The organism is Shewanella oneidensis MR-1, from assembly GCF_000146165.2.
GTDB lineage: Bacteria > Pseudomonadota > Gammaproteobacteria > Enterobacterales > Shewanellaceae > Shewanella > Shewanella oneidensis.
This window is the reverse complement of record NC_004347.2, coordinates 4277188-4299335: the sequence shown is the minus strand read 5'-3', so window position 1 is coordinate 4299335 and position 22148 is coordinate 4277188. Positions and strand designations below refer to the sequence as shown.

Sequence of the window (22148 nt, the reverse complement as noted above, 5' to 3'; positions counted from 1 at the left end):
CCTGTGCCAAATTTACCCAACAGGAGTCCCTGAGGTGTGCTCCCCATGTTGCTCTTATTGGGCTTTGATTTTTATATCAATGGGTTAACTTACAGTTGCAGGCCTGTGGTTATCCCTTTGCTTTAGGCTTGGCAGCGATTAACCGCAGGTTTGCGGCTGCTCAGAGTCGGCGGCATGGTCATACAGGAATTGTTGTATGTCCTTGAGGTCTTGCTCGGTGAGGCCGTTGAATGCCTCGGGTTTGAGTTTGTGCTTATCTTTATCGAAGAAACGATCCCATTGGCTCATGGTTTTGCTCATTGGGGTAAGCTCTCCACCTTCGCCTGCTTGGCTGTGGCAGGCTTTACATTCTTTTTTATAAAGGTGTTTACCTTTTTTAGGATTCCCACCTTCAGCAGCATAGGCTTGGGTAGCTAAGCAACCCATCAGCGCGGCTGCAATTGCGATCTTAGTTGAAGTTTTCATCATCTCATCCTTTCTTAGGTGTCATCTGAATGACTTTGTTGATGGAATGTAGCTATTGATTCCACCTTGTGAATAAATTTATCAAAGGTCGTGAATTGTTTATTTGAGGTGTGTCACTTTCATTAAAAAAATCTAATTGATAAAAATCTAATTGAACGGATGTGATGGTGAGTTTGGTAAAATTAATCTAATTAAAAACAATTAGTTATTTTTGGGTTGAAATTGACTTTTTGCGGAAGGTAGCGGCTGGTGGGAGAAAAAGTGCTAATAATGGACAGTGATCGAGCTAACATTTTGTAGAATTGGCTATATCTAAAGTAGTCGTTCGTAATCATTTCTCGAGATGAATGCGCATTTTTACTCTGCTATTTCGAGCACATTTTGACTCTAGTGTTTCGAATAAATGTTGGGGTCCAAAGCCGACGCTTGTTTGAGCCATAAGGGGGCTTTTTGTAGATACTGCGCGCTATCAAAAGCACGCAGCGTCTACATCAGAGTATCGCCCGTCTGTTCCTTGCGTTTACTGATTAAGGTTGTTGGCGAGTGGGAGCCAATACAATCTCACGTACACAAACATTTTGTGGTTGTTGCCAAGCAAATAATGTAGCTGCAGCAACGTTTTCGGGAGCAATCACGCCACCCATTTGTTCTTTCCAATCATGGTAACCCGCTTTGATGGCCTCATCCGTGGTATGGCTTAGGAGCTCTGTTTCAACTGCGCCAGGGGCGATAGTGATCAGGCGTACGTCATCCATTGCCACTTCTTCACGAATGTTTTCGGTTAAGGCATGCACGGCAAATTTAGTGGCGCAGTAAGCCGCATGATTGGGAAAGGTTTTACGACCTGCCACCGAGCTGATATTGATAATGGTGCCGTTTTTGTGCGCCTTCATGCCAGCTAATACAGCGTGAATACCATTGAGTACGCCCATTACATTGATATTGAGCATGCGGCTCCATTCGTTAGGATCTTGAGTATCAATTTGCCCAAGTAGCATGACGCCAGCATTATTGATAAGGCAACCCACAGGGCCAAACTGCGCTTCTGCTTGGCTAATCGCAGCCTTGATAGCGTCTGCATCGGTTACATCAACGCTGATGGATAAACTGTTTGGTAAAGCAAGGGCTTGCATTGCTTCTGCGCGGCGAGCCAGTAGCAACAGCGGATGTCCTGCTGCACTAAAACTTTTGGCGATAGCTGCGCCAATGCCGGATGAGGCGCCCGTGATAACAACGAGGGATTTATTAGCGTTGGTCATTTGAGTTTCCTATCTTTACTTACGGATAATAAGATTAATTGCTGAATATCTAGCTTGGGTATCAGTATAGGTGGGGATTTTTAGGCTGGAAAATACTTATTCCCACTGGATGTGATAGGATTTGCCTATGACATATGCTCGGCAGACAAGGTGAAGGCTGATGGTAGATTTACGCTTATTGCGCTTTTTTATCGCAATTTATGAGGAAAACAATATTACCGCGGCGGCAACACGTTGTTATGTCAGCCAACCTTCTCTTTCTGCAGGGCTCAAGCAATTAGAGGAAGAACTGGGCGGCCCCCTATTTGAGCGCAGTAAAAAGGGCGTTAAGGCCTTAGACAGTGCACACTATCTTTATCCTCTGGCGGTAAAGTTAGTGGAGGAGGCGAGTAAATTACCCGCGCTGTTTATGGCGAAAGCGAGTCGGCAAAAGTTGCGCTTAGCCGTGATGCCTGATTTGAGTCAACGCCGCCTAGCTGGGCTATTAACGCAAATTAATCAGGCCATTAGCCATTTAGATTTAGAGCTGGTGGACTATCAAAGCACTGCGGATTGTCGTTTGACTTTAGATAGCTTACGCCATGAGGATGAGGTGTTTTTTCCGCTTTGGGAGGAGGATTATGTGCTGTGCGTGCCGACTGAGCATCCGCTGGCACAGGCCAACCGTATTCGCCCCGAAGAGTTAAGCCAATATGACTTTATTGAATGTCCGCCCTGTGAAGCGCACCAGCAAACCATAGGGTTATTGGCATGCAGTAATTTGTCACTGAATCTGGTCGCAAAGGCAGATTCGAAATCTTTGGTGATGTCATTGGTGTTGGCGGGATTTGGTGTGAGCTTCCTGCCCGATGGATTAATCGAGGATGAGCCTCGGCTTAAACAGATTAAATTTGATGGTCCGAGAATGTTCCGCCGTATTGGGCTGTGTTATCCCTCCCATCAGGCAGTTGCGCCAACCTTAGCCAAATTGTTGCGGTATTTAACTCAAGCAACCGCATAAATACCGCTCTTAATCATAGGATTTGGCTAAGTAAAAAGGCCAAATCCTATGTGACTAAGATTCAAACTGACTAAGATTCAAACTGACTGATGAGTTTCTAGGTAAGGTGTTAACAGGGCTTCAATGCGCTCGATTTCGCTCTGGGCATACAAAAGCTCGGATTCCGTTAAGCGCGATTGAGCTTGCTGTTGATACAAGAGTTGATCGCTATTCATCCCGTATTTGCCAAAGTTGCGCAGCAGTATGCTCGACCAAATAAAGGCTTGTACGGGTTTATCCATCAATTCATGACGATAGATTTCTACCAAGGCTTGCATCGCATTCTGATTGCCCAAGTCGGCGGATTTACGGTACCAAGTTTCGGCGGTTTGCAGCCCTTCGCGACTCGGATGGTCACCCTTGCGGTAGATTTCTGCTTGGTTAAGGTAGTAATAAGCCTGCTGCTCATTGGGGATAGGATGTTGATGCAGAAAGTTATTACACAGGCTTTGGGCTTCGCGGATCTCTAAGGTTCCTAAGCGTTTACTGAGCTTATCGTATGCGGTGAGATAGTCGGTATTGTGGCTCATAGCCGCCAGTTGGTAATACATTAAGGCTTTAATCGGTTGGCGTGAGACTCCTAAGCCTTCTTCGTAGATTTTACCTAGGCCGAATAGGGCTTCCTCTTGCCACTGGGGCGCCAAAGCTTCGAACTCAGTTCGTGCCTGTAGATAGTCCTGGTCATTTTTTTGGGCTAGTAGCTTAAGGTGTGCCAGCGCCAACTTAGCAAAGACATTGCCAGCAGCACTGGATTTTTCTAACCAATGGCGTGCCTTGTCATAGTCGACTGCAAAATCTTCACCATAGAGGAAACGTTTACCTAGGTAATACTGGCGAAAATCATCTTCAGCCGCATATTCGCTGAGTAGGTGCTCGGCGCGAACGAGATCCTTCGGACCGCCCTGTCCTGTAGCCAGCATATGAGCTAGGTTATCCTTCGCTAATTCATCACCCGCGGCGACGGCTTTTTCAAAGTATTTACGAGCTTTATTATAGTCGGAGGTGATGCGTTCATCATCCTTGTAGAGTGTCCCTAAGTGGTAATTTGCCTCTTGTTTGTTTTGTGCTGCGGCTTTTTCGAACCAGTAAATGGCTTGACTCGCATCGGGATCGAGAAAAGGTTGCCTTAGATACAAGTAGGCGAGCTCATATTGAAATTCGGCTTGCCCCGCTTCGGCATTGGGTTTGAGCTGTTCTACCTGCGCGATTAACTCATCGGGGGTTTGCGCCTGCGATGAGAGCAAATTAGGTAGTGTTAGCATAGCTAAATATTGGGGATCTAATTCAGCGGCTTTTTTATACCAATCGTTGGACGCCTTGGCATCGGCGGGCACTTGTGGAAATCGGCCCGAATACAATTCGGCAAGGGCAATGGCCGCAATTGCAAATCCTTTATCCACCGCTTGATGGATAAAATCTAAGCCAGTTTCTACTTGATTTTGGTTGATCAGTGTTAGGCCATGATTGAGTAGTGCCGAAGGATCACCTGCGGCAAGCGCTGCGGCTTGAGCTTGTTTTTTTTGATATTTAGCAAAAAAAACAAACAGCACAACAAAAGCGATAATTATCAGTATCAACAACATAGTATTCCGTCACTATCGATATTTTGGCAGCACAGTAAACGTGGAACAGACTAAAATTGCAAGTTTACAGTAGGACGTAGAGTCGCAAAGTCCAATACCCGCCATAAACAAGTGCTGCTATTAAAGACGTATTTGCGATGCATTGTGAAGCGTATCATGTAATGACTCGGATTAAATGAGCTGGTTACGAGACTCAGGTATGCTATTGCCCGTATTTAAAATGGAGCTAAGTGTTTATGAGAAAGCTGTTGTTGTGCCTGTCCTTCCTTTTCACTCCCATGATGGCGTTGGCTGCAAGTTATGTGGCGGGTGACGCGATAAATCCTATTTCATTGCAAGATCAAAATGACAGGGCGGTCAGTGTTACCGACCAAACTAAAGTGGTGCTCTTTAGCCGCAGTATGAAAGGCGGTGATATCATCAAAGAAACCCTCACCTCTTTAGCGGGTGATAAGTTTCCTGCGCAATTAGTTTATGTGGCTGATATCAGCGGTATGCCGTCGCTGATTGCTAAGTTTGTTGCTGTGCCGCAAATGCAAGAATTACCCTTTGCGATTGGGTTAGACAGGGAAGGGGAAGTGAGCCGTTTACTGCCGGATTCTAAAGATATGGCAACTATGATTTTATTGAATAATATGAATATTCAGGAAATTGCCTACTTCGACTCCAGTGAAGCCCTAGGCCAAGCCTTAGCAAAATTAAATGAGTCACAGCAGTAATACCGCTGCAGTAAATCCGATTTGAGGGGGAATTTCCCCCTCGCTCATCCCCGACTTATTCCTGCATAATGTGCAGATGATGATTTTCCATTCACTATCATTTCAGACTCATCCTATCGCTCTTTCCCGATAATCCATCCTTGCATAAGGCAGGATTACCCGCTTTAACAATGCATTGTTGGGCGTTAACAAACATCAAGCTCTTTAGCGGGACTCTTATGCATAATTACTTGTTTTAAAAATAGTTTTTTTCAGCTTATTCGAACTTAACAATTGGTGGAATAAAAAGTTAGTTATTAAGCATAAAAATTCGTTGCGTTAACTAAAAAAATATCGTTTACTGCGCACGTTTTTATGACACATAGCGACTTTTTACCATCTGACCCAAAGGAGACTCTGGCCCAATGAGCCAATTTCAATCTATTGATGTTGCTGATTATTATGATGCTCAAACCTTCAAGCGTATCGAAGAGTTTGCCAAGGATAAAGCGACTCCATTCGTAGTGATTGATACCAGTATCATTGCGAAACAATACGATGACATGGTTAATAGTTTTCCTTATGCCGATGTTTATTATGCAGTTAAGGCGAACCCTGCGGCGGAGATCCTCACGTTACTCAAAGACAAAGGGTCAAACTTTGATATTGCCTCGATTTATGAGCTAGATATGGTCATGAATGTCGGGGTTACAGCTGACCGAGTGAGCTATGGCAATACCATTAAAAAGCGCCAAGATGTGCGGGCTTTTTATGAACGTGGCGTGCGTATGTATGCATCAGATTCTGAAGCCGATCTGCGAATGATCGCTGAGGAAGCACCGGGTTCTCGTATCTATGTGCGTATTTTGACTGAAGGTACAGACACTGCTGATTGGCCGTTATCGCGCAAATTTGGTTGCCAAAACGAGATGGCCTACGAGTTATTAGTGTTGGCGAATGAATTAGGCTTAGAACCTTATGGAATTTCGTTCCATGTCGGTTCACAGCAGCGTGATATCGGTGCGTGGGACTCTGCGATAGGTAAAGTGAAGAGCATCTTCGACCGTTTACGTGATGAGCATAATATCGTCCTGAAGATGATCAACATGGGTGGCGGCTTCCCTGCTAACTATATTGATAAAACCAATCAATTGGGTGTGTATGCTGAGCAAATCACTCACTTCCTGAAGGAAGATTTTGGTGATGACTTGCCACAAATTATTCTGGAGCCGGGCCGTTCGCTAATCTCTAATGCTGGAGTATTGGTGTCTGAAGTGGTGCTAATCAGTAAAAAATCTTACACCGCATTAGAGCGTTGGGTGTTTACCGATGTGGGTAAATTCTCTGGGTTAATTGAAACGATGGATGAGGCGATTAAATTCCCAATCTTCACCCATAAACAGGGTGAGTTGGAGAAATGTGTTATCGCTGGCCCAACCTGCGATAGCGCCGACATCATGTACGAACACTACAGCTATGGTCTGCCGAATGATTTAGCGATTGGAGATCGTATGTATTGGTTAACTGCCGGCGCGTATACTACGACCTATTCGGCAGTGTGTTTTAATGGTTTTCCGCCACTGAAAGATTACTATCTGTAATTGGCTTAATGGCAACAAAAAGGGCGCTTAGGCGTAATGCCGTTCACTTAAGAGTGAACGGCATTTTTCTTTGATCTAACCGGAAACTTATTTTTGCTCATTTTAAGGATCCTTGGATAAGCCCTTTCCCGTTTACCATCCAATTTAAATTGTCGTGCATTGCGTTCTATATCCAATACGTCTCTGGGAACATTTCCCGGCGTTTGTGATGACAACTGTGTCAACTTGAAGATGATATGACTCGCTGCATCACGAAAACTCAGTTGATTGGGATGAACCGATGGTAAGCTTTTGGCCATCAGTAACATCTTGTATCTAATGAGATTGTAGGCCAGTAGCACCCCCCATAGCTCTTGGAACACCAGCTCAGGCAGTTGGCTGCGGAGCGTAAAACGGCTCTCCAGTAAATGTTGTTTCATCTCTCTGTAGCCCAGTTCGATTTCCCAACGATGGGCATATAAGTCGACGATGTCTTCACTTGGGTAACGCATTGGGTCTGTTAACGAGGTCAATATGGCGACTGACTTACCTTTCACCGTCTTAGTCAGTAAGCGCGCTTCAAGGGTGTCAGGGAGCTGCGGCCATTTCTTTCTTGCTTGAGGCGTGGTGGTGAGTTTCACCCACTGGTCATGTTTTCCCAGCGTTCTAACCACCTCATATTGAGTGCCTTTCTTCAATGGCAACAACCAGTGGCTATTAGGTTGTGCTTGCTGCCAAGCGTGCAGCAGGCCGAGCGAATAAAATCCTCGGTCAAATAGGGTTAGATTGTGATTGGGGATGCTAGAAATGAGCTGAGAGGCTAAGTTCATTTCATTTTCGACAACCGAATCAAAGGCGCTGTTGACCAACAAATGGCTGCTTAACTCCATCAGGCAAACCATGCGAATTTGCGGATAAGCCGCTTCGCCGGAAGCGTTGGCGGTTCGTCCAAAGGCTGCTTGATTTTGAACACTATCGGGTGTCCGCCACACCACACTATCGACGCCATACAGGTTCAGACCACACCAATGAGGGTGTTCGGCTCTCGCGTGCCAGGTATTCGCGCTACGGCTGAACACTTCTCGAACGACCTCACTGCCTAATCGTTTACGCGCCTGAGTCACGGCACTACGGGCAACATAATCAATCTCTTGCGGCAAAACAATGTCGAGTTTGTTGATGAGTGACCGAACAGACTCCCCTCGGAACAAGGCCATTCCGATAACGGCCCAAATCATCGCGTCCATCGGCAATTTGCGTCGTCTGAGAGTAGCAACGCCTTGTGAGTCTAAACAGGATTGAATTAACTCAGGCTCTAACACATCAGCGAGGCAGGTGAATTCGGTTAGGCGGGTAATATGAGTGCGAGCAAGTGCTTCTGAGAGTTGCATAAAAAATCCGATGACATGAGGTCATCGGATTTTGATCTTTTTAGCGAGATCGTCAAGCGATCTGTCTTAACTGATCGGCATTACGCTTAGGCGCCCTTAGTTTTTCCCGCGATAAAAACTTAGCTATGGGATTTGAGAATTTGATAGATCTCTTCTTTTAAATGGAGCTTTTTGCTCTTAAGTTCTTTTACTGCTGGATTGAAATCACTGCCAACTCGTTTTTCCAGTTGTTTGATTTCCTCATCTAATTGATTGTGCTCGTTGAATTTACGTTGAAAATGAGCATCTTGAGTCTTTAATGTGCTAATCAGATCTCGATATTCTGGAAACATTGGCGTACTCCTTGTCGTCTTTTATCGTGCTTTGGTCTCGTCTTAACCCTAACCCTGAGCACGGCTATGAAACGTGATCTGGATCAATATTTATCCTTCTACAGATTAATACTAAAGCGTGATTTCAGCAAACTTTAAATAAATCAATGTCATATATCTTTTGTGCTGCCGGCAGTGGCGATAGAGTCAGATCTGACTCACACTTTATTCCTCGAAATTGATACAAGCCGACAGAAGCATCACAGATTTGCTATCTTTGTGATCAAGCTGTAATAGGTTTGGTAATTACATTACGGATGAACAATTCTTCTTGCCGATAATTCTGTGATCAAGTTAACCTTCACCGCTTCGATACTAGGTTAAAGTCGATTATATAAGAATTTTACTATCAAAAATGAAAGGGGTTTTCACGATGGCTGATGTATTTCATTTAGGTTTGACCAAAGCGATGCTCGATGGTGCAACGTTGGCGATTGTGCCAGGCGATCCTGAGCGTGTAAAACGTATTGCCGAGTTAATGGATAATGCAACATTCCTTGCAAGCCACCGCGAGTACACAAGCTACTTAGCCTATGCTGACGGTAAGCCAGTGGTAATTTGTTCCACTGGTATTGGTGGTCCATCAACCTCGATTGCTGTGGAAGAATTAGCGCAATTAGGCGTGAATACCTTCCTGCGCGTAGGTACGACAGGCGCAATTCAACCCCATGTAAATGTGGGTGATGTGATTGTGACTCAAGCGTCAGTGCGTTTAGATGGCGCGAGTTTACACTTTGCACCAATGGAGTTCCCAGCGGTAGCCAACTTCGAATGTACCACTGCTATGGTTGCAGCGTGCCGTGATGCGGGCGTCGAGCCTCACATCGGTGTGACGGCGTCTTCAGATACTTTCTACCCCGGTCAAGAGCGTTATGACACTGTGACTGGTCGTGTGACTCGCCGTTTTGCTGGCTCAATGAAAGAGTGGCAAGACATGGGCGTGCTGAACTATGAAATGGAGTCTGCGACACTATTTACTATGTGTGCGACTCAAGGTTGGCGTGCTGCCTGTGTGGCGGGTGTGATTGTGAACCGTACTCAACAAGAAATCCCTGATGAAGCGACAATGAAGAAAACCGAAGTCAGTGCGGTTTCTATCGTGGTTGCGGCAGCTAAGAAATTACTCGCGTAATTTAGGTTTGATATCACTCCCCTGCAAAGCGAGTGGCTCGATAATAAAAAAGGTGCCTTTGGCACCTTTTTTATTATATTTCAAATTGTTACTTGAAAACGTGTCATTCTGCGCTTAAAAGTGATACTGGGCAATCACTGAATAAGTGTCTTGGTCGACACCTTTTACGCCATACTTATTGGTCCATAAATCGTATTCAATACCTACCAGCAGCTTATTAGCCTTATGATCACCAAATAGGCTCTTACCTAAATCGTATTTTAGCTGAGGGTTGAAGTGGAAGTTTTCTTCATAGCCGTCATTGTCGCTGGCAAATACCCAATCGATAAAACCATCGAGGATAATATTGGCTGAACCCACTGGAATATCGATTCTAAAGACTGGGGTAAACTGCCAGCCATCACTGATATTGCCTGAACTCATTCCATTACGGCGATAGGTGTTGAAGTTCAGATAGGTAAAATAAGGAACCGCGACATCCACACCTAAGCCATAGAGTAAGCTATGCACAGGGCCTTCACCTTCTTCATAGGTGAGTGCTAATGAAAGATCGGTAATCGGGCCGAAGGCAATCTTCTCGCCAAGGATTTTGCTGGCACTAAAGCGCGGTGAAATTTCACCATAGGTGGTGCTATCCATGCCCGTGTGGTCGCCTTTGAAATAAATAAAATCTTGGAAAGCAAACCAATCACCGTATTTCCATGCACCAGCGGTTTCGAGTGTGACTGTGGCTTGTTTGTCCGAAGGAGCCAAGTCGTAGTCTTCGCCATAAAGGGCAGTTGCACTGAAATCCCACCACTGTACTAAGTCACCAGCAAATGCTTGAGGTGAAAGCATTAATGCTAGACATAGGCATGTCTTTTTCATTGTTATTTCCTGTTGTAGGGGTAGAGGCTAAATAAGGTTGTACTCAGTTCCTGCTCGGTAAACAGTACGGCAAAGCGACTCAGAATTAGTGGCTTGAATCGGCTCCGACAGAGAGCGAGGTAAAAAGTGCGGGCAATATATGCAAAAATTTACAATTGTTCAAAGTTTTTTATCGAATGTTGTTGTGAAAATCACATAATCATATTGTGGTTTTATGTGCGTTTAATTTATTGATTTTGTATGATTATTTTTAAATTCATGCTTTGTTGTTGATGTTTTTTGCTAACTTTTTGAATTGATTATGCTTAATTTTAAAACATAAAAGGCCCACTTTTACCATCACGCTACCCAGATTCTTAGCAAGCTTTGGTGATTACTCTTGCCGTTATTTTATAATCAGCGTATAACAATTGACATATTATGTCGCATATCTATTGTTCTGCTGCTATAGTGCGGCACAGGATGCTCTCATTTCAGGGGGGAATATGGAGTTTTCGAATCTGATTGTAGTCTGGTCTATTATCGGGATTATCTTGATGCTAGCCGAACTCGTGATACCGGGCGGGATAGTTGTGCTTCTTGGTGCGGCCTGTTTAGTGGTGGCTGGTGCCTTAGGCATTGGGCTCGTGGAAGGGCTGGTGCAGAGCCTGACACTGTGGTTCATTTCTGCCATTGTCTTATTGCTTGCCTTTCGGCAAGTCACACAAAAACTTGTCGGTGGAGATTCCCATGTGGATAACACTGACGAAGAACTTGATATCTACAATAAAATCGCCCGCGTTAAGCAAACCATAGGTCCAGGACAAACTACAGGAAGAGTTGAGTTCCAAGGGAGTGAATGGCCCGCACTGGGGGATGGTAGTATCATTGCGGTGGGGTGTGAGGTCAGGATTATCTGTCGTGAAAACATTGCCCTTGTGGTTGAGCCTGTGAATCAGGCAGCGTCTTAAAACTAAAGGATGAGTCTATGTTTGTGTTTACCTTAGTCATTTTATTTGTCTTATTTATTCTCTATAAGCTGATGTTGATTGTGCCTATGCGTGAGGTGCATGTCATTGAGCGTTTAGGGAAATTTCGTACCGTACTGCAACCGGGATTTCATTTCTTAATTCCTTTTTTTGACCGCGTCGCCTACCGCCACGATACCCGTGAGCAAGTGCTTGATGTGCCGCCACAAAGCTGTATCTCTAAAGATAACACTCAGCTTGAAGTCGACGGTCTAGTGTATCTCAAGGTGATGGACGGCAAATTAGCGAGCTATGGTATTGAAAACTATCGTAAAGCTGCTGTGAATTTGGCGCAGACCACTATGCGTTCTGAAATCGGTAAACTCACATTGAGCGAAACCTTTTCTGAGCGTGACCACTTAAATGAATCAATAGTGCGTGAGATTGATAAGGCGTCTGAGCCTTGGGGGATCAAAGTATTACGTTATGAGATCCGCAATATTACGCCATCGCGCCATGTGATCCATACCCTTGAAAAACAAATGGAAGCCGAGCGCCGTAAACGCGCCGAAATCACCTTAGCCAATGCGGAAAAGGCCGCGATGATCAATATGTCAGAGGGCGAGCGCCAAGAGGCGATTAACATTTCCGAAGGCCAAAAACAGAAGCGCATTAACGAAGCTAAAGGTACGGGACAAGAGATTGCCATTATTGCTAAGGCTAAGTCTGAGGGGATGGCGATGATTTCCCAAGCGTTAGCGGTGAATGGTGGTAACGACGCGATGAACATGCTGCTAAAAGAGCAGTTCATCGCTCAGCTCGGTAAGATCCTCAACGATTCTCAAGTGTCAGTTGTCCCCGCTGAAATGGCAAAACTTGAAGGTTTCTTCGAAGGGATGGAGCAAGTCACTCAAACCGTGGGTGGCCATAATGCAATGAGCAAAGGAGCACGCTAATGGATAATTTACCACTGAATACCGATGTCGCAGTTATGGCTATTTGGGGGCTGATTTTTGCCATCTTCGTCATTAAGTTGTTTCAATCGATTCGTTTAGTGCCGACAAAATCGGCCTATATTGTTGAGCGTTTAGGTAAATATCACTCAACCTTGGATGCGGGGTTCCATACACTGATCCCCTTTGTTGATAAAGTGGCTTATATCCATGATTTAAAGGAAGAAACTATCGATGTTCCGCCACAGGAGTGCTTCTCAAGTGACGAAGTGAATGTAGAGGTTGACGGGGTAATTTATATCTCTGTTACCGATCCTGTTAAGGCCAGCTATGGTATTACTGACTATCGTTATGCGGCGATTCAGCTGGCGCAAACGACAACGCGCTCTGTGATCGGTACATTAGATTTAGACCGGACTTTCGAAGAAAGAGATGTGATTTCAGCTAAAGTGGTTGAGGTGCTCGATCAAGCGGGTGCCATGTGGGGGATCCGCGTGCATCGTTATGAGATTAAAAACATCACACCGCCAGAGACAGTAAAAAATGCCATGGAAATGCAAGTGAATGCTGAGCGTGAGCGCCGCGCATTACTGGCAAAAAGCGAGGGTGATAAGCAGAGTAAGATCAATCGTTCCGAAGGGATTAAAGCCGAAACTATCAACCGTTCTGAGGGTGAAATGCAGCGCCGTATTAACGAGGCTGAAGGTAAAGCGGAAGAAATTTTAACGTTGTCGCGCGCAACGGCGGAGTCTATTGAGCGTTTAGCTAGCGTGATTGCCGCGCCCGGCGGCCATAATGCATTGCGTATGCAGCTTGGTGAGCAATACTTTAAACAACTTGATGGGTTAAGCCAAAAGTCTAGCCGTATTGTGTTGCCCGGTAATATGGTTGATTTCGACTACTGGATGAATAGCATCGGCTTAAAAGAAGAACGCTGAAATTGAGTAAAGCGAGTGAGTCTCATCGCATCACCAGTTGATAAACCTAAGGCCAAATATTGATATTTGGCCTTATTTTTTTACGGTTTAGCATGGTTATTTACAAGGAAAAAGCTGTTTAAGGCAAGCGCTGGCGTGATGATAGATAACGCTTGTGCGGCAATACAGATGCTTAAATCATGGCGCATCAAGCTGACTTAATAGGCTAAACGCTCGGAAATCAAAGAATGGGAATGGGTTTCTATGAGGCGCGCAATTGTGTCTTGTTCGAGTTCCGCGAGCGCTGAGATCTCATGGTATATTTTATCTTGTACATCTAAAGGCATGTGCACATGCTCCATAAACATTCTGATACTTAAGGCATCGCCGCTTTTGAACAGTTGGCTGAATTCAGAAGCTTCAATCTCTATTAATGCATTCATAATACGTCACCCTAGGGTTAGTTTTTGATGAGTCAACAACAGGTATTGCTGTTATTTAAGGGATACGCCTAAGTTTGATTTAGGTCAATTAAACGCAATATTAACCTTTCTTAATAAATAAATTTTTTATTTAAAAATAGATAGTTATTATTTTCATAAAATGAAAATTTAATGTTGGCAGTGTTTGAAATCTAGATGCTGAGGGGCGATTTTTGCCATGTTTAAATGAAAAAAGATAAAAAATCGCGGCGAATGATGATTCATTCGCCGCGATTCGTAGCCTACTTTAGATAGGGGATGATTATCCTAAGATGAGGTTACTTGGGTATTGGCAACAATTGACAGCCATTTATCCCAGCGTTTTGCAAGACATGGCGTTTACGCTCGGCATCACGCTTACGTTCGTAAGGACCTAAAATCACCTTGTACCACGTACCTGAGGTGCCTTCAATCTGTCTTACCTGCGCTTCTAATCCTTGGAAGGCAATCACAGCTTTCATCTGATTCGCCTGCGACTCTTGGCGGAACGAGGCACACTGTAATTGATATTGCTGGGGTGCTCGGGTTGCTACAACGTCGGGAATATCCACTTCGACGTGCTTGTTTTCAAGCTCATCCAGATAGGTCCATTCTTCCTTCGGTTTTGGCGGCAAGGCATTAGGATCTTTCTTCGGCGCTTCAACAACAGGTAGTTCTTCTACCGGAGCGACGACGGCGACCTCTTGGCGTTCAGTCTCTTTCACCTTTGGTGTAAGGAGCGCTGCAGGTTCTTTTGGCTTCACCTCTTTTTCGGTTTTGACTTCAACAGGCGCTTCCTGCTTAGCTGTGTCTTTAATGCTCCACAGAAAATACCCAAAACTGCCTACTGCTACAAAGGCAAACAGGATCAGAGGAATTGGAAGCTTACGGCGAGGCGGGGCCTTTTTAGCCGCAGGCTTCGCTCGTGTCGCGCGAATGGGGCGCGGTTTTGCGCCCGATTGCGGTCTTCTGTTGGCATAGTCACGATTGCTCATGGCTTACATCCGTTCTAGGGTTTCGATACCTAGTAGATTTAGGCCTTTTTGCAGAGTGCTCGCCGTCAGTTGTGACAGCAGTAAACGACTGTGTTTTTGTTCATCATTATCGGCAGCAAGCACAGGGCAGGCCTCATAGAAGCTAGAGAAAGCACCTGCTAATTCATAGAGGTAGCCGCAGAGCACATGTGGTTGGCCCTTGTCGACAACACGGCTTAGGATTTCACCAAACTGCGCCAGTTTGTTGCCTAGATCTTTCTCTTTTTCGTGTTCGAGTACGATTTTGGCTTGGCTTAAGTCAACATCGGTCGCACGCTTGAAGATGCCCGCTACGCGAGTGTATGCGTACAACAGGTAAGGCGCGGTATTGCCTTCAAAGCTCAGCATTTGCTCGAAGCTGAAGATGTAATCGCTGGTGCGGTTTTTCGACAGATCAGCATATTTCACTGCGCTGATCCCGACTACGCGGGCGATTTCAGCAAGTGTCGCTTCATCCATATCTGGATTCTTGCTGCGAACTAATTCCAGCGCGCGGGTGTTGGCTTCGTCGAGCAGATCAACTAATTTCACCACGCCACCAGTGCGGGTTTTAAATGGACGACCATCTTCGCCATTCATGGTGCCAAAGCCTAAGTGCTCAAGTGACATATCCTCGCGGACAAACTTGGCCAGTTTGGCGAGGCTAAATACTTGCTGGAAGTGCAGCGCTTGGCGTAAATCAACAAAATACAGCACGCGGTCAGCCTTGAGCACGTTTGAGCGGTAACGCATAGCTGCTAAGTCGGTTGTGGCGTACAGGTAACCACCATCGGCTTTTTGAATGATAACCGGCAGTGGCTCGCCTTCTTTAGTGCGGAATTCTTCTTGGAATACCACTTTGGCGCCGTTGCTTTCAGTCAATAAACCTTTGGCAGCTAAATCGTTAACGACTTGCTCTAAATCGGCGTTATAGGCGCTTTCACCGTGGACATCGGCGCGGGTTAAACTCACACCTAAACGCTCGTACACTTCATGGCAGTGGCTTAGCGAAATATCGTTAAATTCGCGCCACAGTTTGTTGCAGTACTCATCACCTGATTGCAGTGCAACCACGAGCTGACGGGCGCGGGTAGCAAATTCGGCAGACTCGTCAAAACGCAGTTTGGCGGCGCGGTAGAAGGTTTCCAGATCCGATAACTCTAATTGGGCTTGCTCGCCATTGGCTGCACGTAATTCTTCCATGTAAGCCAGCAACATACCAAATTGGGTGCCCCAGTCGCCTACATGGTTTTGACGGATGACTTTGTGACCTAAAAACTCGAGGGTGCGAACCACGCTATCGCCAATGATGGTTGAACGCAGGTGACCCACGTGCATCTCTTTGGCGAGGTTTGGTGAGGAATAATCCACCACAACAGTTTGTGGCGCGGGCAGTTTAATCCCTAAATGCTCATCGCCAATGGCGGCTTGTAACTGGTTAGCGAGTGCGCTGTCATCGATGAAAAAGTTGATAAAACCTGGGCCTGCGATTTCAACTTTTGCCACATAAGCGGAGGCGGGAAGGTTGTCGATGATCAACTGCGCTAATTCGCGCGGATTTTTACCCGCCGCTTTGGTTAGCATCATGGCTACGTTGGTTGCCAAGTCACCATGGCTCTTATCCTTGGTTCGATCTACTTGAATTCGGGCCTCAAAATCCGCAGGTAAAATACCTTGTTGTTTAAAGGATTCGATAGTTTGTTCAAGTAATGATTGGATATGTGATTTCATGGATTAATTAGCTACTAACTTTAAGAGTGAATACAGGGAATAACCGCGTATTTTAGCCGTTTGTGATGACTAATTGCTATCTTCCCGATGATTTTTTATCAAATTATTGAATCACAACAGATCCTGCGGATCCCTATCTAAGCTCCAGCGGCAGCGTTTGGCTTCGGGCAGTTGTTCCACAAGCGGATAAATACGCTCAAACTCCTGCTGCAACCTATGTCTGTGCTTGGCCTGAAACATCAACTGGCGGCGGAACTTACCTGCTTTTCGATCGAGTGGCGCGGGCATAGGGCCGATAATCTCAAACTCTTTATCTTGGGGCAGCAAGGATGCAAACGAATTAAGAAAATTGTCAGCATCTAAGGCAGAATGGGCCTCGGCGCGCACCAGTACCATATGCCAAGCGGGTGGTAAGAGCGCCATTTGCCGTTCTTTTAATTGGCTGCGGGCAAACTCACCATAACCTCGGTGGAGTAAATCCCTAAGGATCGGGTTATCGCTCTGGTGAGTTTGCAATAGTACGGTACCGAGTTTATTGGCCCGCCCTGCGCGGCCTGCGACTTGGGTATAAAGCTGGCCGAAGCGCTCTGGCGCCCTAAAATCGGCGCTAAAGAGTGCGCCATCAACATCAAGTAATCCCACTAAGGTGACATCTGGAAAGTGGTGCCCCTTGGCCAGCATTTGGGTACCGACGAGGATCTTATACTCGCCCTTATGAATCGCACTTAAATGGCTTTCAAGTGAACCTTTAAGGCGAGTGGTATCGCGATCGATACGCACCACTGGATATTTTGGAAACTCTAATTGCAGTGCTTCGGCGAGCTGCTCGGTACCAATACCTTGTCCCATCAACATGGTACTGCCGCAATTGTGACACTGCCTTGGAATGGCATATTGATTACCGCAGTGGTGGCAACGGATCTCGCCTAAGGATTGATGCACAGTAAAAAATGCATCGCAGCGGTCGCATTCATGTAAGTGCCCACACTCGTGGCAGAGCAGTGCTGGCGCAAAGCCGCGGCGGTTTAAAAATAGTAATACTTGATTTCCGGCATCCAAATGGCTGCGGATTTCATTGATCAGTGGCGCCGACATGCCCGCTTTGAGCGGCAGGTTTTTAATATCGATAATGCCTTGGCGTACTTTTTTAGCATTGCCAGCCCGTTCACCGAGTTGCAGATGATGATAGCGGCCACTGAGTGCATTTTGCAGGCTTTCTAATGACGGTGTTGCTGAGCCTAAAACCACAGGGATCGATTCTAAATGCCCGCGCATCACTGCTAAGTCGCGGGCGTGATAGCCAACACCTTCTTGCTGTTTAAAGCTACTGTCGTGTTCTTCGTCGAGGATGATGACGCCAGGAAATGCCATCGGCGTAAACAACGCGGAGCGAGTGCCAATAATAATGGCAGCTTGGCCGCAACGGGCTTGGCGCCAGGCTTCGAGGCGCTGATTGTCGGTTAAACCCGAGTGCAGCACGGCAACATTCACCCGAAAACGGCGCTTAAAGCGATTGATGGTTTGCGGGGTGAGGCCAATTTCAGGTACAAGAATAAGTGCTTGCTTACCTTGCTTAAGAATATGTTCGAGCAAGGCTAAATAGACTTCGGTTTTACCCGAACCGGTAATGCCTTCGAGCAGAGTACAGTGGTATCCTTGCTGCTGCGTTAATACCGTCACGGCGACGGCTTGCTCTTTATTTAGCCTGTGAGGCGTTTCATCGAGTTCGAGTTGGCTGCGCCAATCGAGATTGAGCTGCGCGATTTTTTCGTGCTGGGCAATCCAGCCTTTCTCTTCTAAGGTTTTGAGCGCGGTCTTATTCAGCTCTAAGCTGATGACTTCTTCCTGTGTGAGACTGGTTTGCTTTAAATGCTCGAGTAATTTTTTTTGAGCGGGCGCGCGCTTTAATGTTTCTGGCGCAATATTGCTGCCTATTGTAGTGATTTGCCAGTATTGGATTTTTTGTGGTGCGGCATCTAAGCCCTTGCGCAGTGCCACCGGCAAGGCTTGCGTGAGCATTTGTCCTTGGCTGCAAAAGTAATATCTTGCGGCCCAGAGGGTTAATTTATAAAGCGATTCTGGCAATAAGGGGGCGTCATCAATAAACTCTATGACGGATTTGAGTTGTGTTGGCGCCAGATCGCAGCTGTCGGTGATGGCGGTAACGAGACCAATAAGTTGCTGCCGCCCAAAGGGCACTTTTACCCGTACGCCAATCTGTGGTTTGGCTTGGGGGCTATCATCGTTTTGTTCGTTTGTCTTTACGCGATAAGTAAAGTTTTGCCGCATAGGCACAGGTAACGCAACTTCAACAAACAGTGACATATGCTGGGCGAGTCTAAAAGGGAAATGAGGTTTAGTGTACTCAGCGCAGCGAGTTAGGGCTAGTCTTTATCAGGGAGTGTCTAGGGATGGTTGGGAGTATGTATGAGTAACGTATTAAAGTTACTAGGATTGTTAGCCTTAAGCTATAGTTTTTCCTGCTTAGCTCAAGTGTCTCATGTTAGCTTTAATGGACCTATGTTTGAGTTAGGGTCCCACCCTAAGATGCGCGTTAATGTGGTCACTGATGATCAGGATATGACGCGTTTGGAGTTTGTATTGCGTCAGTCAACGCGGGAAGAAAAGTTGATGGCGCTGCCAGTGAATCGTTTTATGTTGTTACTGTTCGGGTTGGAGAATGTGACAGATCCTAAAGCGCGATTGTTAGTTCGCGAATATCGAGTCGATCGGTGGTATGAGGTGAAAAACCTGCCACTGTTTGAGAATGCAGGCTCTGGCGAATCATCGACATTGCTAGCAAAGACAACGGTTGTTAAGCCGATAAAGGCCTCAAAGACGGAAGCTAATTCGCTGACTGCAAATGATAAAGCCACAGCTGTTAAATCAACCAAGAATGCGACCGAGGTTAATCTCGTGACCGCTGAAAAAGAAGTGGCGCCTATTGTTGTTGCCGCCGCTAGTGAATCGGCAGTGGTGCCTCGTTCCAGCGGATTTACCTTCCCAGGGGATAAGCTTGAAGCCGAGGTATCAAAGCCGCAGGCCTCTACAACAGATAAATCAACTGCCACAGCACAGGCAACGCCGGATGTGAATACTCGTGGATCTGATAAGGTTGGCTCGAGTAATGTGCCCGAAACTCAAACACAAAAATCTATGCCAGAAGCGGCATCATCAGCCGACAATAACGTTGTGATTGCGGCCAGCTCGGGGGGATGTACTCTGGATTATCATAACGAAACCCTATGGCGTATTTCCAATCGCTATGCTGTTGAATGGCAAGTGAGTGTGTATGGCGCGATGTTGGCAATTCATGATGCCAATCCTAAGGCATTCTTTAAGAACCGCATTAACGCTTTAAAGAAAGACGCGACTTTGTATTGTCCATCAATCGAGATACTCGCCCGCTATCCCGATGCAAAGGCTGCGAAGGCAAGTTTTGAGGATCGAGAAACTGGGAAATAGAAGCAGAGAAATAATTATTAGCAAGCATCGATTATCGAGAAAATGCGCAGATAATCTACTTGTATCCACTTAGGCGATACTGTAATATCCTGCGCCCTAACATATCGTTATTAACTGCATGTGGTGTCCGACTTCGGGTTGGAAGAGCGACATGGCCTTACTTGAGGTAACCCAAATGAAACCAGGTATCCACCCAGAATACGCAGAAATCACTGCAAACTGTACTTGTGGCAACGTAATTAAAGTGAACTCTACTGTAGGTAAAGACCTGCACTTAGACGTTTGTGGTGCATGTCACCCATTCTACACTGGTACACAAAAAGTTGTTGATACAGGCGGTCGTATCGACAAATTCAACAAGCGTTTCGGTATGCTTGGCAAGAAATAATTGCGTTCGCAATGTTTCTAAAAAGGCGCCTCTGGCGCCTTTTTGCATTTCATATCTCCGCTGGCACGTAATCGGTACTTTTTTACCTTTCTGGTACGACTTCAATTAAAAATCATCATTATCGCTTTCTTCATGTTTCCATTGCGATAAATCGACTTATTTATAGCAATAAACTATAAGATAACGCTGTTAGCTGTCTTTATTGTAATTTAGTCAACATTTTTTGGCTTTTTATGGCCTTTTTACCATTGTTTTATTATATATTTTCGTTTGTTTTCTACAGTTTTAAACGGGTAATCGTCCTTTATTGGGTCACATAAGATAATAAAACATAGCTTAGAATGGTTGTTCGCTGGTAAAGGCGAAATTTCTCAAGATCTTATTTAAAATGTGACCTAATTGACGTATCTTACCGCGACCTGCCACACTGTTTAAATCACCCACAAATGAGGTGATCTTGAGTCGGTCGGCTTTACTTCACTTCCATACTTATAAATGTCGCATTTCAGGATGTTAAAATGTCAGATATTCGTCAACAAGCACTCGATTATCATGAATTCCCCGTTCCCGGTAAAACTGCAGTATGCCTCACTAAACCCGCTGAAACGAGCCACGATCTCGCACTAGCCTACAGTCCTGGTGTGGCCGAGCCTGTCCGTGAAATTGCCGCTAATCCTGAAAATGCATATCGCTATACAAATAAAGGTAACACTGTAGCCGTTATCTCTAACGGTACTGCGATTCTGGGCTTAGGCAACCTAGGCCCATTGGCTTCAAAACCTGTGATGGAGGGTAAGGCGCTGTTGTTTAAACACTTTGCTAATATCGACTCGACCGATATTGAAGTGACTCACAACACTGCGCAAGAGTTTATTAACACAGTTGCGGCCATTGCTGGCACATTTGGTGGGATTAACCTTGAAGATATTAAAGCGCCAGAATGCTTTGTTATCGAACGTGAGTTAATTGCGCGTTGTAATGTGCCTGTGTTTCACGATGACCAGCATGGTACGGCGATCGTAACCGCTGCTGGCATGATTAACGCCTTAGAAATTCAAGGTAAACTGATTAGCGATGCGATCTTTGTGTGTATGGGCGCTGGCGCAGCGGCTATCGCCTGTATGACCATGTTAGTGAAGTGTGGCGCCAACCGTGCCAACATCTACATGCTAGACACCAAAGGTGTTATCCATTCGGGGCGTACTGATCTGAATGAATATAAAGCCTTATTTGCGAATGAGACTGACAAGCGTACCTTGCAAGATGTGATTAAAGGCGCCGACGTTTTCTTAGGTTTATCTGGTCCTAATGTGATTGGTGCCGAAGAAGTAGCCATGATGGCGGATAAACCGGTGATTTTTGCTTGCTCAAACCCAGATCCTGAGATCAAGCCAGAGCTTGCCCATGCTACTCGTAGCGATCTGATTATGGGAACTGGCCGCAGCGACTATCCAAACCAAGTAAATAACGTGCTGTGTTTCCCGTTTATTTTCCGCGGCGCATTAGATGTGCGCGCATCTTGTATTAACGATGAGATGAAGATTGCCGCAGTGCATGCCATTGCCGAATTAGCGAAAGAAGCGGTACCTGCAAGTGTCCTTAAAGCGTATCCAAAGGTGAGTTCATTAAGTTTTGGCTCTGAATATGTGTTGCCAAAACCCATGGACCCACGTTTATTACCTCGTGTGGCCCGTGCTGTGGCAAAGGCGGCCATTGATTCGGGTGTTGCGACAATTACCACTTTGCCCAAATATGCGGATTAAGCAACTGTACGGTTAATGAAAAAGAGGCTAATTAGCCTCTTTTTTGTTTTAGCCTTGGATGATATTTCTGCAATTGACGCGATTTTTAGCGTCTTTGAAAATAAATCCTGGGTTGCCTTTTAGCT

At 45.7% G+C, this 22148-nt stretch carries 20 protein-coding genes; 10 read left to right on the top strand and 10 right to left on the bottom strand.

Annotation, left to right across the window (positions count from 1 at the left end; translation table 11 throughout):
• Window positions 1-138: 138 nt before the first annotated feature.
• Entirely contained in the window at window positions 139-468 is a 330-nt protein-coding gene (locus tag SO_RS19190) for a c-type cytochrome (RefSeq protein ID WP_011073839.1), read from the bottom strand.
• Window positions 469-992: 524 nt separating this feature from the next.
• Complete coding sequence (locus tag SO_RS19185; protein WP_011073838.1) at window positions 993-1724, bottom strand: SDR family oxidoreductase; 732 nt, start codon at window positions 1722-1724, stop codon at window positions 993-995.
• 160 nt (window positions 1725-1884) lie between these two features.
• Between SO_RS19185 and SO_RS19180 the strand changes: the two genes are divergently transcribed.
• Entirely contained in the window at window positions 1885-2724 is an 840-nt protein-coding gene (locus SO_RS19180; RefSeq protein ID WP_011073837.1) for a LysR family transcriptional regulator, read from the top strand.
• 77 nt (window positions 2725-2801) lie between these two features.
• Here the strand turns inward: SO_RS19180 and SO_RS19175 are convergent, their stop codons facing one another.
• Entirely contained in the window at window positions 2802-4346 is a 1545-nt protein-coding gene (locus SO_RS19175; RefSeq protein WP_011073836.1) for a tetratricopeptide repeat protein, read from the bottom strand.
• Window positions 4347-4582: 236 nt separating this feature from the next.
• On the opposite strand from SO_RS19175, the gene SO_RS19170 reads away from it, so the two are divergent.
• Both SO_RS19170 and SO_RS19165 read left to right on the top strand, forming a co-directional pair.
• The gene (locus SO_RS19170; protein ID WP_011073835.1) at window positions 4583-5065 is read left to right on the top strand and encodes a periplasmic protein; all 483 of its coding nucleotides are present in this window, start codon (window positions 4583-4585) and stop codon (window positions 5063-5065) included.
• 404 nt (window positions 5066-5469) lie between these two features.
• Window positions 5470-6645, top strand: a complete 1176-nt coding sequence (locus tag SO_RS19165; protein WP_011073834.1) for a type III PLP-dependent enzyme — start codon at window positions 5470-5472, stop codon at window positions 6643-6645.
• A 47-nt stretch (window positions 6646-6692) separates the two neighbouring features.
• Here the strand turns inward: SO_RS19165 and SO_RS19160 are convergent, their stop codons facing one another.
• Window positions 6693-8015 (bottom strand): IS4-like element ISSod7 family transposase, encoded by a 1323-nt coding sequence (locus SO_RS19160; protein WP_011073833.1) that lies wholly within the window; start codon window positions 8013-8015, stop codon window positions 6693-6695.
• Window positions 8016-8134: 119 nt separating this feature from the next.
• A complete protein-coding gene (locus SO_RS19155; RefSeq protein WP_011073832.1) occupies window positions 8135-8347 on the bottom strand; it encodes an HP1242/YdcH family protein in 213 nt (70 codons plus the stop codon).
• A 412-nt stretch (window positions 8348-8759) separates the two neighbouring features.
• Here SO_RS19155 and udp point away from each other — a divergent pair, with 412 nt between their 5' ends.
• The gene (gene udp / locus SO_RS19150) at window positions 8760-9518 is read left to right on the top strand and encodes a uridine phosphorylase (protein ID WP_011073831.1); all 759 of its coding nucleotides are present in this window, start codon (window positions 8760-8762) and stop codon (window positions 9516-9518) included.
• 114 nt (window positions 9519-9632) lie between these two features.
• Here udp and SO_RS19145 read toward each other — a convergent pair whose 3' ends face one another.
• Window positions 9633-10385: an outer membrane protein OmpK gene (locus SO_RS19145; RefSeq protein ID WP_011073830.1), complete on the bottom strand. Its 753-nt coding sequence runs from the start codon at window positions 10383-10385 to the stop codon at window positions 9633-9635.
• A 485-nt stretch (window positions 10386-10870) separates the two neighbouring features.
• Here SO_RS19145 and SO_RS19140 point away from each other — a divergent pair, with 485 nt between their 5' ends.
• From SO_RS19140 to SO_RS19130, 3 genes are read left to right on the top strand one after another with little or no spacing between them, the layout of a single operon-like run.
• On the top strand, window positions 10871-11335 hold the full coding sequence (locus SO_RS19140) for an NfeD family protein (RefSeq protein WP_011073829.1): 465 nt from the start codon (window positions 10871-10873) through the stop codon (window positions 11333-11335).
• 17 nt (window positions 11336-11352) lie between these two features.
• On the top strand, window positions 11353-12288 hold the full coding sequence (locus SO_RS19135) for an SPFH domain-containing protein (RefSeq protein ID WP_011073828.1): 936 nt from the start codon (window positions 11353-11355) through the stop codon (window positions 12286-12288).
• Window positions 12288-13223, top strand: coding sequence for an SPFH domain-containing protein (locus tag SO_RS19130; protein ID WP_011073827.1), 936 nt, complete (start codon window positions 12288-12290; stop codon window positions 13221-13223). Before SO_RS19135 ends, SO_RS19130 begins: the two co-directional genes overlap by 1 nt.
• Before the next feature lie 197 nt (window positions 13224-13420).
• Here SO_RS19130 and SO_RS19125 read toward each other — a convergent pair whose 3' ends face one another.
• From SO_RS19125 to priA, 4 genes are all read right to left on the bottom strand, one after another.
• Window positions 13421-13645, bottom strand: a complete 225-nt coding sequence (locus tag SO_RS19125) for a hypothetical protein (protein WP_011073826.1) — start codon at window positions 13643-13645, stop codon at window positions 13421-13423.
• Between the two features lie 317 nt (window positions 13646-13962).
• On the bottom strand, window positions 13963-14658 hold the full coding sequence (locus tag SO_RS19120; RefSeq protein ID WP_011073825.1) for an SPOR domain-containing protein: 696 nt from the start codon (window positions 14656-14658) through the stop codon (window positions 13963-13965).
• Window positions 14659-14661: 3 nt separating this feature from the next.
• Complete coding sequence (gene argS, locus SO_RS19115) at window positions 14662-16407, bottom strand: arginine--tRNA ligase (protein WP_011073824.1); 1746 nt, start codon at window positions 16405-16407, stop codon at window positions 14662-14664.
• A gap of 111 nt (window positions 16408-16518) precedes the next feature.
• Entirely contained in the window at window positions 16519-18732 is a 2214-nt protein-coding gene (gene priA / locus SO_RS19110; protein ID WP_011073823.1) for a primosomal protein N', read from the bottom strand.
• Between the two features lie 102 nt (window positions 18733-18834).
• On the opposite strand from priA, the gene SO_RS19105 reads away from it, so the two are divergent.
• The 3 genes from SO_RS19105 to SO_RS19095 all read left to right on the top strand — a co-directional run bounded on the left by SO_RS19105 (window position 18835) and on the right by SO_RS19095 (window position 22023).
• Window positions 18835-19872, top strand: coding sequence for a FimV/HubP family polar landmark protein (locus tag SO_RS19105; protein WP_011073822.1), 1038 nt, complete (start codon window positions 18835-18837; stop codon window positions 19870-19872).
• 175 nt (window positions 19873-20047) lie between these two features.
• Window positions 20048-20260 (top strand): 50S ribosomal protein L31, encoded by a 213-nt coding sequence (rpmE, locus tag SO_RS19100; RefSeq protein ID WP_011073821.1) that lies wholly within the window; start codon window positions 20048-20050, stop codon window positions 20258-20260.
• A 518-nt stretch (window positions 20261-20778) separates the two neighbouring features.
• A complete protein-coding gene (locus SO_RS19095) occupies window positions 20779-22023 on the top strand; it encodes a malic enzyme-like NAD(P)-binding protein (RefSeq protein ID WP_011073820.1) in 1245 nt (414 codons plus the stop codon).
• Window positions 22024-22148 lie beyond the last annotated feature (125 nt).

What these genes read in the sequence shown, in the direction of transcription:
- SO_RS19190 (WP_011073839.1), bottom strand. Translation starts at nt 468, where the DNA reads ATGATGAAAACTTCAACTAAGATCGCAATTGCAGCCGCGCTGATGGGT.
- SO_RS19185 (WP_011073838.1), bottom strand. Translation starts at nt 1,724, where the DNA reads ATGACCAACGCTAATAAATCCCTCGTTGTTATCACGGGCGCCTCATCC.
- SO_RS19180 (WP_011073837.1), top strand. Translation starts at nt 1,885, where the DNA reads ATGGTAGATTTACGCTTATTGCGCTTTTTTATCGCAATTTATGAGGAA.
- SO_RS19175 (WP_011073836.1), bottom strand. Translation starts at nt 4,346, where the DNA reads ATGTTGTTGATACTGATAATTATCGCTTTTGTTGTGCTGTTTGTTTTT.
- SO_RS19170 (WP_011073835.1), top strand. Translation starts at nt 4,583, where the DNA reads ATGAGAAAGCTGTTGTTGTGCCTGTCCTTCCTTTTCACTCCCATGATG.
- SO_RS19165 (WP_011073834.1), top strand. Translation starts at nt 5,470, where the DNA reads ATGAGCCAATTTCAATCTATTGATGTTGCTGATTATTATGATGCTCAA.
- SO_RS19160 (WP_011073833.1), bottom strand. Translation starts at nt 8,015, where the DNA reads ATGCAACTCTCAGAAGCACTTGCTCGCACTCATATTACCCGCCTAACC.
- SO_RS19155 (WP_011073832.1), bottom strand. Translation starts at nt 8,347, where the DNA reads ATGTTTCCAGAATATCGAGATCTGATTAGCACATTAAAGACTCAAGAT.
- udp (WP_011073831.1), top strand. Translation starts at nt 8,760, where the DNA reads ATGGCTGATGTATTTCATTTAGGTTTGACCAAAGCGATGCTCGATGGT.
- SO_RS19145 (WP_011073830.1), bottom strand. Translation starts at nt 10,385, where the DNA reads ATGAAAAAGACATGCCTATGTCTAGCATTAATGCTTTCACCTCAAGCA.
- SO_RS19140 (WP_011073829.1), top strand. Translation starts at nt 10,871, where the DNA reads ATGGAGTTTTCGAATCTGATTGTAGTCTGGTCTATTATCGGGATTATC.
- SO_RS19135 (WP_011073828.1), top strand. Translation starts at nt 11,353, where the DNA reads ATGTTTGTGTTTACCTTAGTCATTTTATTTGTCTTATTTATTCTCTAT.
- SO_RS19130 (WP_011073827.1), top strand. Translation starts at nt 12,288, where the DNA reads ATGGATAATTTACCACTGAATACCGATGTCGCAGTTATGGCTATTTGG.
- SO_RS19125 (WP_011073826.1), bottom strand. Translation starts at nt 13,645, where the DNA reads ATGAATGCATTAATAGAGATTGAAGCTTCTGAATTCAGCCAACTGTTC.
- SO_RS19120 (WP_011073825.1), bottom strand. Translation starts at nt 14,658, where the DNA reads ATGAGCAATCGTGACTATGCCAACAGAAGACCGCAATCGGGCGCAAAA.
- argS (WP_011073824.1), bottom strand. Translation starts at nt 16,407, where the DNA reads ATGAAATCACATATCCAATCATTACTTGAACAAACTATCGAATCCTTT.
- priA (WP_011073823.1), bottom strand. Translation starts at nt 18,732, where the DNA reads ATGTCACTGTTTGTTGAAGTTGCGTTACCTGTGCCTATGCGGCAAAAC.
- SO_RS19105 (WP_011073822.1), top strand. Translation starts at nt 18,835, where the DNA reads ATGAGTAACGTATTAAAGTTACTAGGATTGTTAGCCTTAAGCTATAGT.
- rpmE (WP_011073821.1), top strand. Translation starts at nt 20,048, where the DNA reads ATGAAACCAGGTATCCACCCAGAATACGCAGAAATCACTGCAAACTGT.
- SO_RS19095 (WP_011073820.1), top strand. Translation starts at nt 20,779, where the DNA reads ATGTCAGATATTCGTCAACAAGCACTCGATTATCATGAATTCCCCGTT.